The sequence below is a fragment of the Lysobacter enzymogenes genome (assembly GCF_900106525.1).
Taxonomy (GTDB): domain Bacteria; phylum Pseudomonadota; class Gammaproteobacteria; order Xanthomonadales; family Xanthomonadaceae; genus Lysobacter; species Lysobacter enzymogenes.
In genome coordinates, this window is the sequence record NZ_FNOG01000002.1 from 240,258 (window position 1) to 253,531 (window position 13,274).

Here is a 13,274-nt window from a genome sequence, read left to right on the forward strand (position 1 = left end):
ACAGCTCGCAGCCTTCGCCACCTCCCGCCTTCCACCCGCCGACTTCCAGCCTCAATAGGCCAACGTAAAACGCGTGCGCGAATGCGCCGGCTGCTCGAGCTCGTCGATCAGCGCCACCGCATAGTCCTGCACCGAAATCTTGCTCTCGCCGTCGGCATCGACCAGCAACTGGTCGCCGCCCAGACGGAAGCGGCCGGTGCGCTCGCCCGGCACCAGGTGCGCGGCCGGCGACAGGAAGCTCCAGTCCAGTTCGCGCTCCTCGCGCAGGGTGTTGAGCACGCTGCGCATGGCCTCGGCGCCGCCGCGGTATTCGTCGGGGAAGCCGGGCTGGTCGAGCACTTGCTGGCCCGGCGCCACTTCCAGGCTGCCGGCGCCGCCGACCACCAGCAGGCGCGGCACGCCGGCCTGCTTGGCCGCGGCGACGATCTGCGCATAGCCGGCGACAGTGTCGGCGCCGAGGTTCGGGTTCTTCCAGCCGCCGGCGTTGAACGAGGCGATCACCGCGTCGGCGCCGCGCAGCACGGCGGCCAGCGCGGCCGGATCGCCGCTGCCGACGGTCGCGGCCTTGGCGGTCAGGCCGGCGTGAGCCGGCAGCGCATCGGTGTTGCGGGCCACGGCGGTGACGCGGTGGCCGCGGGCGAGGGCTTCTTCGAGCACGGCGCGGCCGACGTAGCCGGTGGCGCCGATCAGAACGAGGTTCATGGGGGACTCCCGTGGGTGTGTGGACGGGATATAGTCTGTGCGCTAACAGGTCCGGCGATAATCCGGCCGTGGAGACTAGGACCATGAAGCTGGACTTCACGATAGACCGCCTCAAGCGCATGGCCCTGTTCGCCCGCGTGGTCGAGCTGGGCTCGATGAGCGCGGCCGCGCGCGAGCTCGACATGACCCCGTCCGCGGTCAGCCAGCAACTGCGCCAGCTCGAGGCCGAGACCGGCGTGGCCCTGCTGCACCGCTCCACGCGCAAGCTCAGCACCACCGAAATCGGCCAGCGCTATTACGAGGACTGCGCGGCGATGCTGCACGCCGCGCGCGCCGCCGAACACCACCTGGGCGACCTGCGCGAGGAACCGCGCGGCGAGCTGCGCATCGCCGTGCCGGTCGGCTTCGCCCAGCATCTGGCGCCGGCGCTGGCGCCGCTGCTGCGCGCGCATCCGGCGCTGGCGCTGCGGGTCTTCGCCGACGACCGCCAGATCGACCTGATCGGCGAGCGCATCGATCTGGCGATCCGGGTCGGCCGCCTGCTGGACTCGAACCTGGTCGCCCGGCGCATGGCCGAATGGCGGCATCTGCTGGTGGCCTCGCCCGAGTACGCGCGCGAGCACGGCCTGCCGCGCACGCCGGAGGAACTGGCCGAGCACCCGATGCTGATCCTCAGCGTCATCAACCAGCCCGAGTACGTCGAGCTGTTCCGCGAGGGCGAACCGGCGCGCAAGGTGCGGGTGAGCGGGCGCATCGTCGCCAACAACTCGCGCGTGGTCGGGCAGATGATGCTGCAAGGGCTCGGCATCGTGCGCCTGCCCGAGCCCGACGCGATGCCGCTGGTGGACGACGGCCGCGCGGTGCTGGTGCTGCCGCAGTGGCGCATGCCGCCGCTGGGCGTGTTCGCGGTGACCGCGCAGCGCGAGCCGCAGCCGGCGAAGGTACGGCTGGCGATCGCGGCGTTGCAGGCGTATCTGCTGCGGTGAGGATTTGCTGGGGTGTAGCGCGGCCTCTTCTGAGAGAAGAGCATCGGGCCTGAAGGCCCTCCCACAAGAGCGGCGGGCTGAAGCGCCTGCATAAAGCGGCGGCTGCGCAAAGCGTCGGGGCTGAGGCTCCTCGCGCGAAAGCACCGGCCGCGGGATTGGGCCGCAGGCCGGTGGTTGTGGAAGGGCCTTCAGGCCCGACGCTTTCCTCTCAGCGGCGACGCACTAACCTTGCAGCTTCGCCAATGCCCGCACCGGGAACGTCCCCATCCTCTTCACCTTCGGCGGCACCGCGCTGAAGCTGAAACCCGTATCGGGCAACGCGGCCAGGTTGCGCAGGTGTTCGACGATCAGGATCCCCGCGCCGAGCAGCGTGGAATGCACCGGACGAGTCCCGCCGGAGGTGTCGTCGATATTTATCGAATCGATGCCGACCAGGCGCACACCGCAATCGCGCAGCCACACCGCTGCGGCCTCGGTCAGGAACGGATGGCCGTCGCCGTAGGCCTGGGTTCCGAAATGCCGGTCCCAGCCGGTGTGCACCAGCACCGCGCGGCCGCGCAGTTCCAGCGCGCGGAAATGCGTATCGTCGATCGCGCGCACCGACTCGGGCACGCGCACCACCAGCGCGTCGAGATCGACGCAATCCTCCGGACCGATCTGCGACAAATCCTTGCCGTCGGCGTAGCGATGCGAAGGGCAATCGATGTAGGTGCCGGTGTTGGCGACCATGTCGATGCGGCCGATCTGGAACTCGGTCCCGTCGGCATAGACCTCGCGCGAACGCTCGCGGCTGAGGTAATCGCAGATGTGCGCCGGCGGCATGCCCGGATAGGTGACCAGGCCGTCCTCGATGGTGTGGCTCAAATCGACGTAACGCACGCGGCCGCTTTCCAGCGCGCCGGCCGTGCGCTTGTGCGCTTCGGTCAGGATGGTCTTGTTGAGGATGCGCACCGGCCCGACCATCAGCAGGCGCAAGTCGCGCACGATGTAGGCGGCCAGTTCGGCGTCGGCGATGTCCTCGCCGTCGATGTCGAGGCGGAAACCCTGGCCCTGCAGGCCGCCGCCGTTGGTGAACTCGATTTCGAAGTCGAACTGGACGCGGTGCTGGATCGGGTTCACGTCTGGGCTCCGGGATGGGGTGGTTTGGGAATGGCGGCAGTTTGGGGTCGCGGCGCGACGACAGGTGTGGGTCGCGGCGTGACGGCAAGTGTGGGTCGCAACACGACGCCGGTCGGATTTCGTGGCGCCTCTCCCAGGTCGTCATCCCCGCGAACGCGGGGATCCAGAGACTTCAGAGACTTGTCGCGGAGAAGCCCTGGATGCCCGCCTTCGCGGGCATGACGATAGGTGGGTTGCGCGGCATAACAGCAGGTGGGTTGCGCGACGCGACGCCGGCTGGGTTTCGCCTCGCCGCTCCAAGATCGTCATCCCCGCGAAGGCGGGGATCCAGAGACTTCAGAGCCATGTCGCGATGAAGCCCTGGATCCCCGCCTTCGCGGGCATGACGGCCGGGAGAGTTCGCCAGCGCAACGCGGCGAAACGGCGGCCGAACCCGCGCGCGCTTACTTCGCCGCGCGCTGGCTCATCGCCACACTGCCCAGGATCAGCGCACCCGCGATCAGCATCGTGATCGTCAGCGGCTCGCCCAGCAGCATCCAACCCCAGGCCACGCCGAACAGCGGCACCAGGTAGGTCACCGCGACCGCGCGGCCGGCGCCGATGCGCTGGATCAGGCGGTAGTACATGACGAAGGCGATGCCGGTGCACAGCACGCCGAGCATCGACGCCGACAGCCACGACTTGGCCGGGATCGCGTGCGCCGGCCAGGTGGCGACGGCGAACGGCAGGGTCAGCAGCGCCGAGCAGCCCAGCGTCGCCGCCGCCACCGCCGCGGCCGGCAGGCCGGTGAGCTGGCGCCGCACCAGGTTGGCGCCGATGCCGTACAAGAACGCGGCCGCGCAGCCCGCCGCCACCGCCCAGCCGATGCTGGCGCCGGCGGTCTTGCCGCTGGCCAGCACCACCACGCCGGCGAACCCGGCCAGCAACGCGATGCCGCGCTGTATGCCGATCTTCTCGCCGAAGAACAGGAAACCGACCAGGGCGGTGAACAGCACCGCCATCGAGTTGGTGATCGCGCCGATGCCGGCCGGCGCGCGCTGCGCGGCCCAGGCGAACAGCGCGAACGGCAGGGCCGAGTTGATCAGGCCGATCAAGGCGAGCTTGGCCCAGATCTTCGCGCCGCGGAACGACTCGCGCGCCTTCCACAGGAACGGCAGCAGGATCAGCGCGCCCAGGCCCAGGCGCATCTCCACCAGCGGCAGCGCGCCGAAGTCTTTGGCGGCCACGCGCATGAACAAGAACGAGCCGCCCCAGATCGCGCCGAGCACGGTCAGCTCCAGCGGCGTGCGCCAACCGGCGCGGGCGGTGTCGTCGACGGCGGCCGGCGCGGGCGCAGAGCCGTTGGCGGCGACGGTGGCGGCGAGTTCGGGGGAACGCATGCGCAAGATCCTCTAAAACGGCGGCCGCGCGGTGCGGGCGCCTGCGGGGGAGTTCAATCGCGCCGGCCTCGCGGCGGCGCGGGCAACGCGTCGGCCGGCGCCGTCGCGTTGGAAAGGCGGGCCGCTGGCGACGCAGCGCATCCGATACCAGTGTCGCCGCGCGGGTCGTTCGCGGATATCCGCATTCGTAACGACTTCGCGCTGACTCGGGCCGGTGGGCGCGCGACCATCGGGCCCGACGCGCGGTCGCTCAAACGTCCAGGATCGCCAAGGTGCCGCGGCTGCCCGGCGCCACCGCATGGGCCACGCCCGCGGGCACCACGTACAACTGCCCCGCGCCGACATCGACGATCGCGCCGCCGACGCTCAGGCGCATCGCGCCGTCGAGCACCAGCAAGCCCTCGGCGAAATCGTGGGTCTCTTCCTCGTAGGCGCCGGCGTCCATGCGCAGCAGCTTGAAGTTGGCGCCGCCGAAGCGGCCGACCACGGTCGAACGCCAGGCATCGGGCAGTTCGGCGGCGGTCGCGAGCAGGTCGATGAGGCTCATGCGGGGGCGATGGCAGGCGGGGCGCGGCGGGGGGCGCTGGTTGCGACGACAATCTGGCTTTTCCCTGGCGCCTATTCTGACTGGCCCGAAACCCGACGCAAGCGCATACTTTCGCATCCAGCCACAAACCTGATTTGAGGCTCCGATGGCCTTGCGAGCGGACTGGCTTCCGGCCCTGGCGGCGTTCGAAGCGGCGGCGCGCCACCAGAATTTCGCCCACGCCGCCGAAGAGCTGCACCTCACCGCCAGCGCGGTCAGCCACCACGTGCGCAAGCTCGAAAGCCGGCTCGGGGTGAGCCTGTTCCAGCGCCATGCGCGCGGGGTCGCGCTGACCGCGCAGGGCCGCCAGTTGGCCGACGCCGCCGGCACTGCGCTGGCCGACGTCGACGGCGTGCTGCGCAGCCTGCGCCTGGCGCGCGATGAGCGCGACCGGGTACGCATCACCACCCTGCACTCGCTGGCCTACACCTGGTTGCTGCCGCGGCTGCCCGAGTTCACCCGCGAGCACCCCCACATCCAGCTCAGCGTCGACACCGAGATCGCCCTGACCCGCTTCGACGACGGCGGCCCGGACCTCGGCATCCGCCACGGCGCCGGCCACTGGCCCGGGCTGACCGCGCATTTGCTGATGGAAGACGCGCTGTTCCCGGTGACCTCTCCGCATACGCCCGGCGCGCAGGCCATCGTCGAGGCGGCGCAGATCGCCGAACTGCCGCTGATCGCCGACCACGCCCGCCAGGGCTGGCACGATTGGTTCCGCGCCGCCGGCGTGCACGGGCGCAAGCTGGAAGAGCGCTACACTTTCTCCGACACCACCGACGCGCTGATGGCCGCCGCCCACGGCCTGGGCGCGGCGCTGGCACGCGAGCAGATCGTCGTGCCCTACCTGCGCTCGGGCCAGCTGATGCGCCTGCCGGGCCCGAAAATGGCGGCGCGCTGGGCCTATTACGCGATCTACCCCGCGCACCGCCGCCTGCGCCCGGCTGCGCGGACGTTCCTGGAGTGGTTGCTGGCCGTGCAGAAAGATTGAGCCGCCGCGTAGCCGCGGTTCACTACCTGTAGGAGCGGCGCGAGCCGCGACCGCGGCAACGCAACTGCGCCGAAACTTTCGCAACAAGCGAGGTGGCGCGGTCGCAGCTTGCGCAGCTCCTACAGTCGGAAACCCACTTCCGCTGCGGGCTTGCGGCTCTTCAACAAGCCGCCGCGCAGCCGCGGTTTACTACCTGTAGGAGCGGCGCGAGCCGCGACCGCGGCAACGCAACTACGCCGAAACTTTCGCAACAAGCGCGGTGTCGCGGTCGCAGCTCGCGCAGCTCCTACAGTCGGAAAACCACATCCGACTCAGGCCCGCGGCTTTTTCTTCGCTGCCTTCTTGACCGCGCGCTTCTTCGCCGGCGCCTTCTTCGCGCCCTTGCGCAGCGCCGCCTCCCACGCCAGCGCCAGCCACGGCCGCATCTCTTGCGGCGAATCCATCGCCTCCTCCGGTACCGTCCAATAGCTGGTCGGCACCGTCTCGCCGCGCCGCGTGTACAGGAACGGCTGGCACCCTGCCGCCTGGAAGCGCGGCAGGGTCTGCTCGTCGGTCTTCAGGTACAAGGTCTCGTCCGACAACAACCCGATCATCGTGCCGTCGCGGTACACGCCGTGGCCGCCGAACATCCGGCGCGCGTCGAGCGCGCCGAAGCCGGCGGACAGGTCGTGCAGGTGGGCGATCAGATCCTCATGCATGGTCCGATCTTATCGCCCTGCCCCGCCGCTCAGAACCGATGCCACAGGCGCACGAAGTACGCCGCGCCGTTCAAGCCGAACTGCACGCTGTCGAAGATGTGGCCGTTGTCGGTCTCGTTCGGATCCTGACGGGTCGGCTTGACATTGAGGATGTTGGAGCCGCCGACGGTGAGCTTGGTGTTCTCGCTGAAGGCGTAGGTCACGCTGAGGTCGGCCGAGGCCTTGGCCTTGTAGCGCGCGTTGGGCACCCCGTTGGCGGTGCCGGAGAAGGTGCCCAGGGTCTGCGGGCCGAAGTAGATCGCCTTGATGTTGCCTTCCCACGCGCCGCGGCTGAGGTCGAAGCCCAGCACCGCCTTCGACTTCGGCGCGCCCTGCTCGATGAACAAACGCTCGCGCTCGGACAGCAGCACGTCCTCGCGGCCGACCAGCGCCGGCGGCGCGTGGATCGCGCGGACCTTGGTGCGGTTGAGGTTGAGGGCGAAGAAGGTGCCGAGCTTGAAGTCGTTGCCGAGCTCGCGCTCGTTGTTGAAGGTGAAGTCCAGGCCTTCGGTGCGGGTGTCGACCGAGTTGACGAAGAACTGCGCCTGGCCCACCTGCAGCGCGCGCAGCGCATCGCCGATGACCGGATCGTCGTCGCCGAAGCGGCCGCTGAGCACGATGCGGTCGTCGATGTCGATGCGGTAGGCGTCCAGCGTCAACGAGGTGTCGGCGGTCGGCGACCAGGTCAGGCCGAGGGTGTAGTTGCGCGACTTCTCCTTGGTCAGCGCCGGCAGCCCGGCCAGGTTGGCCAGATCGCCGCCGTTGGGCGCGATCACCACGTCCACCGGCTGGCCGTTGACGAAGTCGGTGATGGTCGAGGAGAAGTACTTCTGCTGCAGCGACGGCGCGCGGAAACCAGTGCTGGCCGAGGCGCGGAACATCAGCGTGTCGGTGGCGCGGAAACCGGCGGCGAGCTTGCCGGTGGTGGTGTTGCCGAAGTCGCTGTAGTCCTCGTAGCGCACCGCCACGCCGGCGGTGAAGCGCTCGGAGAAATCGGCTTCGATGTCGGCGTAGGCGGCCCAGCTGTCGCGGCTGTGGCCGCCGGCGTCGCTGGGACGGAAGCCGGGGAAGCCCTGGCTGCCGGCGTTGCCGCCGTCGGAGGCGCCGTCGTAGTCCAGGTACGAACCCGGCTCGCCGGCGAAGATCTTGTAGCGCTCGTCGCGGCGCTCCAGGCCAAACGCCAGGTTGAGGCCACGGAAGATATGGTCGTAGAAACGGTTGACGTCGAAATTCACCGTGTTCTGTTCGAACGAAAACCCGCCGGCGTCGAAGCTGCGCGGGCTCACGCCCTTGCCGCCGTTGAGCAGGTCGAGATTGGCCAGCGAGGCGTTGAGGGTGTTGTTGATCGTGTAGCGCAGCTTGCTGTAGCCGTAGGTGTAGGACAGGTCCGCGTTCCACTCGCCCCAGCCCCAGCGCAGGCCGAGGATGCCGAAGCGATCGTCGATGTCGCCGTCGATGAAGGGCACGAAGCCGTTCGGATACATCGCCGCGGAATTGCGCGAGGGAATGTCTTCCGAGCCGATGCCGTCGCGCGCGAACGCGGCCGAGGAGGCGTCGCGCTTCTGCACGCCGAGGGTGAAGTACAGATCGACGTTCTCGGCCAGCGGCTTGTCGCCGTTGAGGAACAGGGTCTGATTCTTGACCTTGGAGTCGCCGATGATGCGCGGGCTGCCGGCCGGCTCGGAGCGGTCGGAGCGGCCGCGGTCCTGCCATTCGCCGGTGATGCCCAGGGTGCCGTCGCTGCCCAGGCCGAAGCCGCAATACGCGCTGGCCAGCCAGTTTTCGCCATCGCCCTTGGAGTACTGGCCGTAGCCGGCCACGGCCTCGCAGCCCTTGCGCTTCTTCAGCGAGATGTTCATGACCCCGGCGATGGCGTCGGAGCCGTACTGCGCGGCGGCGCCGTCGCGCAGGATCTCGACGCTGTCGATCGCCATCAGCGGGATGGTGTTGAGGTCGGTGCCGGTGTTGCCGCGGTTGCGCGCGCCGAACAGGTTGAGCAGCGCGGTGGTGTGATGGCGCTTGCCGTTGACCAGCACCAGGGTCTGGTCCGAACCCAGGCCGCGCAGCGCGGCCGAATCGACCAGGTCGGCGCCGTCGGCGCCGCTCTGGCGGGTGGAGTTGAACGAGGGCGCGGCGTACTGCAGCGACTGGGCGAGGTCGAACTGCGCGCCCTCTTCGGTGTTCTTGGCCATCGGCAGCACGTCGACCGGCGAGATCGAGGTGGTGTCGGAGGAACGCTGGGCGCGGCGCGAGCCGAGCACCGACACGGTTTCCAGGGTGCGCGCTTCGCCGGCTTGCGCCGTCGCCTGCGCCCCGGCCTGCGGCGCCGGCTCGGCGTCCTGGGCAAAGGCGCCGGCGGCGAACAGGCTGCCGCCCAGCCACAAGGCGCAGCTCAGCGCGCGGTAGAGCGGCGCGCGGCGCGGACGGGCGTGGCGGGAGGCGAAGCGGGGCTGGGTCATGGCGGGGTCCTTGCGGTGGCTGGGCGGGGCGATCCCCCTAGCCTAAAGCCAAGACGACCGTTCGCGCACAGCGTCGGGACCGGAAATGTGAAGCCGGAAGCGTGACCGCGGACAGACCGGCGAAGCCGTGGCAGGTGCGCGACGGCGACGGCCGCGGACGGCGAGACGGTTTTTCGCCGCGATCGGAACGAGCGCAGTCGCGGCTCGCGCCGCTCCTACAGGGCGAGCCCGCAGCTGGAAGTCCACCTGTAGGAGCGGCGCAAGCTGCGACCGCGAAACCACGCCTGCGGCGCAACCCACTGCAACCGGGCCGCACCCCACGTAGCTCGGACGGCGAACCTTCGGCCGGAACTACTTCGCCGGTTCGGGCTTGGCCGCCGCCGGCGCCGGCTCGGCGCCATCGACCCAGCGCGCGAAGAACGCCGACAGGTCGCGCCCGCTGGCGCGCTCCATGACCTTGCGCAGGTCGGCGGTGCTGGCCGAATGCCCGTAGAAGGCGCGGGTGTAGGTGCGGATGCCGCGCCAGAACGCGCGCTCGCCGATCTCCTCGCGCAGCAGATGCAGCACGTAAGCGCCCTTCTGATAGACCACGGCGCGGTCGTCGGCGCTGGGTTTGCTCCAGTTGGCGTAGACCAGGCTATGGTCCTTGCCGCTCTCGCGCAGCTTGTCCACGCGCTTCTTCCAGCCGTCCACGCGCTCGCGATAGGCCTCATCGCCGTAGCGGTGCTGCAGGTAGGCGGCGGCCATGAAATTGGCGAAGCCCTCGTTGAGCCAGAACTGGCCCCAATCGAGGTTGGTGACCATGTTGCCCCACCACTGATGGGCCAGCTCGTGCGCGATCAAGCCCTGCGCCTCGGGCTTTTCCAGCACCTCGCGGCCGTAGGCTTCCGACATCAGGGCGAAGCCGTCGAGCTCCTGGCCGATGGTCTTGGCCACCAGCACCTGGGTGTAGGGCCCGCGGTAGCGGATGCCGGCGCGGCGGCCGAAGAAACGCATCATGTCGGCGGTGTCGGCGAACACCCGGCGCAGTTGCGCGCCCTGCAGTTCGGCCGAGAGGAAACGCAACTCGCCGTTCTCGCCGGTGCCGGCGGCCTCGTTGTAGCGGCCGGCGGCGAAGCCGTAGACGTAGCTCGGCATCGGCTGGTCCTGGCGCCAGCGGTAGGAATCGCGGCGCCCGCCGAGCGCCGACTTCGACACCAGGCGGCCGTTGCCGACCGCCTTGAGGCCGCCGGGCACGGTCAGGGTCAGGTCGAAGCTGGCGCGCTCGGACGGCGCGTCGATGCACACCAGCCACTGGCTGGTGGAGAAGATCGTATAGACCTCGCCGCGCTCGGGATGGAATTCCAGGCCATAGCGCGGCGCGCCGCGGTAGGCGATGTCGATCTCGTGGCGCTCGCCGGACTTGCCCGGCTTGGGCAGGCGCACGCGCAGGCGCTGCTCGGTCTTTTCGAAGGTCAGCGCCTGGCCGTGTTCGGAGACCTTGTCGATCTCCAGCTCGCCGGCGTCGAACTCCAGGTGCTGGGCGCCGTCGGCGCGCAGGGCCAGGCGGATCGAGACCTGCCCGCGCAGGGTCTTGGCGGCGATATCCGGCTCGATCCGCGCGGTGTAGTGCAGCACGTCGAGGTTGGCGCCGGCGCGCGCGGCCGGCGCGCCCTGCGCCGCGGCCGCGGCCGGCACCGCCAACAGCGCCGCGGCCAGCGCGGCGGCCCAGCGCAGGCGTGGACGCACTAGCGGACGGGGGCGGAACGGAAAGATCGGGGCTGGCATCGGCGATTCGTCCTGCGCTGCGCGGCGCCGCGGCGTCGCGTTCCTGACTACGGGGGACCGTCGGCGCCGGCTCGGGCGAGCCGCGTCGACAGGGTCGCCGATGATCGCGCAACCGCGCCCCGCGCTGAACCCACTTTTGGCGGAGGCAGGGCCGCGCAGGGCGCGAGCCGGCAGATGCGGTAAACCGCCGCGCGCATTCAGCTTGGACGGTAATCGCTTTCTCGCCGCAAAGCCGCCGCGTGCGGGCCGGGCGCGTGGACGATCTGCGGCCGCGATCACTGACAGCGCTGTCAGCCACAGGACAAGGTGCGGCCTGGGCGCGCCGCGCCCGCATCCGTCCACGCAGGCCCACCGGCTTCGCCGCGCACCGTTCTCGCGCGCCTGACCCGCCGTCGCGCTTGCCCACTCCAGGAGCCGCAACGATGGTCACCCGCCGCAACTTCCTCGGCGCCGGCGCCGCCGCGATCGCTGTCCCGCTGCTGCCGCGCCGCGCTTTCGCCGCCACCCCGGCGCGCTTCAACCTCGCCTTGCTCAATGCCTCCGGCCAGAACACGGCCTTCGCCTACGTCACCGGTTTCGACAACGGCCGGCCGGTGTTCGTGCGCGCCGACGGCAGCGCCTATTACCCGCCCTCGCCGTCGGCGCCGGTGACGCCGCTGGGCGCCGATTGCGCGATCCCGCTCGGCGCCAACGGCAGCACCGTGCGCGTATCGGTGCCGCGCATGTACGGCGCGCGCATCTACCTGTGCATCGGCAGCCGCCTGGATTTCTACGTCAATCCGGGCCCGGCGGTGGTGCACCCGAGCTTCCTCAACACCAGCGACACCAACTTCAACAAGAACTGGACCTTCGCCGAGTTCACCTTCAACGAGTACGAACTGTTCTCCAACATCAGCTACGTCGACTTCGTCGCCGCGCCCTTAGGGCTGTCGCTGCGGTCGCTGTCGGGGCGCGTGGAGACCATCCCGGGCCTGCCGGCGGCCTCGCTCGATCCGATCTGCTATTCGCTGCAGCAGCAGGCCACGCAGGAAGGCTCGGCCTGGAATTCGCTGATCCAGCGCGGCCCCGACGGCCGCAACCTGCGCGCGATGAGCGCGCATTACCAGGCTTCGCGTTTCCAGAACTACCTGACCGGCTACATCGACGCGTGCTGGAACAAATACCGCAACACCACCCTCACCGTGGACACCCAGTCCGGCTTCGGCGTGCTGACCGCGCGCGTGGGCGGCGACAACCTGCTGCGCTTCAACAACGGCGAAGCCTTCGCCAAGCCCAGCACCGCCGACGTGCTCAGCTGCGACAGCGGCCCCTTCAGCCTCGGCGGCGCCAGCGACGTGCGCAAAGCGATCATTCCGCGCCTGGCGGCGGCGTTGAACCGCACCACCCTGCTCGACAACCCCAACCAGCCCAACGGCGAAGTCGCCAGCCGCTTCTACCGCAACGCCCAGACCAACCACTACGCGCGCCTGGTGCACGAGCGGCTGCCGGACAACCGCGGCTACGCCTTCCCCTACGACGACGTCACCGCCAGCGGCGGCCCGGACTTCAGCGGCGCGGCGCGCTCGGGCGACCCGGATACGCTGACGGTGACCTTGCGCGCGTTGCGCTGAGGCGAGCCGAGCCGGCCGCAGCCCAGGCATCGGGGCTGAAAGCGCCTCTCACAGAAGCCCGGCGGGCCGCTGCGGTGGGAGGCGCTTCAGTCCCGATGCTCATCGCCGAAGGGTGGTCGCTGCAGTCCCGATGCTCGCCGCCCCGGTGTGGGAGGAACTTCAGTCCTGATACCCGCCGCCCCAATGTGAGAGGGACTTCAGCCCCGACACTCGCCGCCCCGATGTGGGAGGGACTTCAGCCCCGACGCTCGCCGCCCCGATGTGGGAGGGACTTCAGTCCCGACGCTTTCCGCTCGGTTCGCCGCGATCTGCGCCGAGAGCGTCGGGACTGAAGTCCCTCCCACAACTCCGGCGCGAACATCGGGCTGAAGAGCTTCACAGCGCCTGCGCCAGCGCAGCGCGATCCTGGCGGCCACCTTCATCGATGCGAGCTGCCATGAACGCCGACCGCTGGTCCGACCTGGGCAAACTGATCCTGCGCCTGAGCCTGGGCGCGCTGATCCTGCTGCACGGCATCGCCAAGCTGCGCGGCGGCACCGAGGGCATCGTCGGCATGGTCCAGGCGCACGGCCTGCCCGGCTTCCTCGGCTACGGCGTGCTGCTCGGCGAAGTACTGGGCCCGGCCCTGCTGATCCTGGGCTGGCACGCGCGCATCGGCGCGGCCCTGATCGCCGGCAACATGCTGGTGGCGATCGCCCTGGTCCACCTGGGCCAACTCGGCCAGCTCAACGAACAAGGCGGCTGGGCGATCGAACTGCAAGCGATGTTCCTGGCCACGGCCGCGGCGGTGCTGTTGTTGGGGCCGGGGAAGTATTCGCTCAACGGTAAGTGAGGGAGCGCCGGGTTGCGCGGCGGCGACCGCTTGATTGCAGGTTGCGTCGTAAGCGCAGTGTCGCGGTCGCAGCTTGCGCAGCTCCTACAGCCGGACTTCCAGCAAC

12 protein-coding genes and 1 pseudogene are annotated in these 13,274 nt (G+C 69.9%); 5 read left to right on the plus strand and 8 right to left on the minus strand.

What is annotated here, in order from left to right; genetic code table 11:
* Positions 1–51: 51 nt before the first annotated feature.
* Positions 52–702: an NAD(P)-dependent oxidoreductase gene (locus BLU84_RS05335; RefSeq protein ID WP_074863737.1), complete on the minus strand. Its 651-nt coding sequence runs from the start codon at positions 700–702 to the stop codon at positions 52–54.
* Positions 703–785: 83 nt separating this feature from the next.
* On the opposite strand from BLU84_RS05335, the gene BLU84_RS05340 reads away from it, so the two are divergent.
* Positions 786–1,688 (plus strand): LysR family transcriptional regulator, encoded by a 903-nt coding sequence (locus BLU84_RS05340; protein WP_139174698.1) that lies wholly within the window; start codon positions 786–788, stop codon positions 1,686–1,688.
* Between the two features lie 36 nt (positions 1,689–1,724).
* Positions 1,725–1,769, plus strand: a pseudogene (locus BLU84_RS28255) (DUF6053 domain-containing protein); the annotation flags it as partial.
* 141 nt (positions 1,770–1,910) lie between these two features.
* Here BLU84_RS28255 and BLU84_RS05345 read toward each other — a convergent pair.
* The 3 genes from BLU84_RS05345 to BLU84_RS05355 all read right to left on the minus strand — a co-directional run bounded on the left by BLU84_RS05345 (position 1,911) and on the right by BLU84_RS05355 (position 4,733).
* Complete coding sequence (locus tag BLU84_RS05345) at positions 1,911–2,807, minus strand: cyclase family protein (protein WP_233431076.1); 897 nt, start codon at positions 2,805–2,807, stop codon at positions 1,911–1,913.
* A 443-nt stretch (positions 2,808–3,250) separates the two neighbouring features.
* On the minus strand, positions 3,251–4,186 hold the full coding sequence (locus BLU84_RS05350) for a DMT family transporter (protein ID WP_083382343.1): 936 nt from the start codon (positions 4,184–4,186) through the stop codon (positions 3,251–3,253).
* 250 nt (positions 4,187–4,436) lie between these two features.
* Complete coding sequence (locus BLU84_RS05355; protein WP_074863740.1) at positions 4,437–4,733, minus strand: cupin domain-containing protein; 297 nt, start codon at positions 4,731–4,733, stop codon at positions 4,437–4,439.
* A 145-nt stretch (positions 4,734–4,878) separates the two neighbouring features.
* Between BLU84_RS05355 and BLU84_RS05360 the strand changes: the two genes are divergently transcribed.
* Positions 4,879–5,763: a LysR substrate-binding domain-containing protein gene (locus BLU84_RS05360; protein ID WP_074863742.1), complete on the plus strand. Its 885-nt coding sequence runs from the start codon at positions 4,879–4,881 to the stop codon at positions 5,761–5,763.
* A gap of 311 nt (positions 5,764–6,074) precedes the next feature.
* On the opposite strand, the gene BLU84_RS05365 is transcribed toward BLU84_RS05360, so the two are convergent.
* From BLU84_RS05365 to BLU84_RS05375, 3 genes are all read right to left on the minus strand, one after another.
* Positions 6,075–6,461, minus strand: coding sequence for a TfoX/Sxy family protein (locus BLU84_RS05365; protein WP_074863744.1), 387 nt, complete (start codon positions 6,459–6,461; stop codon positions 6,075–6,077).
* Positions 6,462–6,490: 29 nt separating this feature from the next.
* A complete protein-coding gene (locus BLU84_RS05370) occupies positions 6,491–8,959 on the minus strand; it encodes a TonB-dependent receptor plug domain-containing protein (RefSeq protein WP_074863746.1) in 2,469 nt (822 codons plus the stop codon).
* Positions 8,960–9,310: 351 nt separating this feature from the next.
* Complete coding sequence (locus BLU84_RS05375) at positions 9,311–10,726, minus strand: M1 family metallopeptidase (protein ID WP_074863749.1); 1,416 nt, start codon at positions 10,724–10,726, stop codon at positions 9,311–9,313.
* A gap of 422 nt (positions 10,727–11,148) precedes the next feature.
* Here BLU84_RS05375 and BLU84_RS05380 point away from each other — a divergent pair, with 422 nt between their 5' ends.
* Positions 11,149–12,336: a glycoside hydrolase family 64 protein gene (locus tag BLU84_RS05380; protein ID WP_074863750.1), complete on the plus strand. Its 1,188-nt coding sequence runs from the start codon at positions 11,149–11,151 to the stop codon at positions 12,334–12,336.
* Positions 12,337–12,533: 197 nt separating this feature from the next.
* Here the strand turns inward: BLU84_RS05380 and BLU84_RS28260 are convergent, their stop codons facing one another.
* Positions 12,534–12,758 carry a DUF6053 domain-containing protein gene (locus BLU84_RS28260; protein ID WP_425479326.1) on the minus strand — a complete coding sequence of 75 codons (225 nt, stop codon included), beginning with the start codon at positions 12,756–12,758 and terminating at the stop codon, positions 12,534–12,536.
* A 14-nt stretch (positions 12,759–12,772) separates the two neighbouring features.
* Between BLU84_RS28260 and BLU84_RS05385 the strand changes: the two genes are divergently transcribed.
* Positions 12,773–13,168, plus strand: a complete 396-nt coding sequence (locus BLU84_RS05385; protein WP_074863752.1) for a DoxX family protein — start codon at positions 12,773–12,775, stop codon at positions 13,166–13,168.
* The last annotated feature ends 106 nt before the right edge of the window (positions 13,169–13,274 follow it).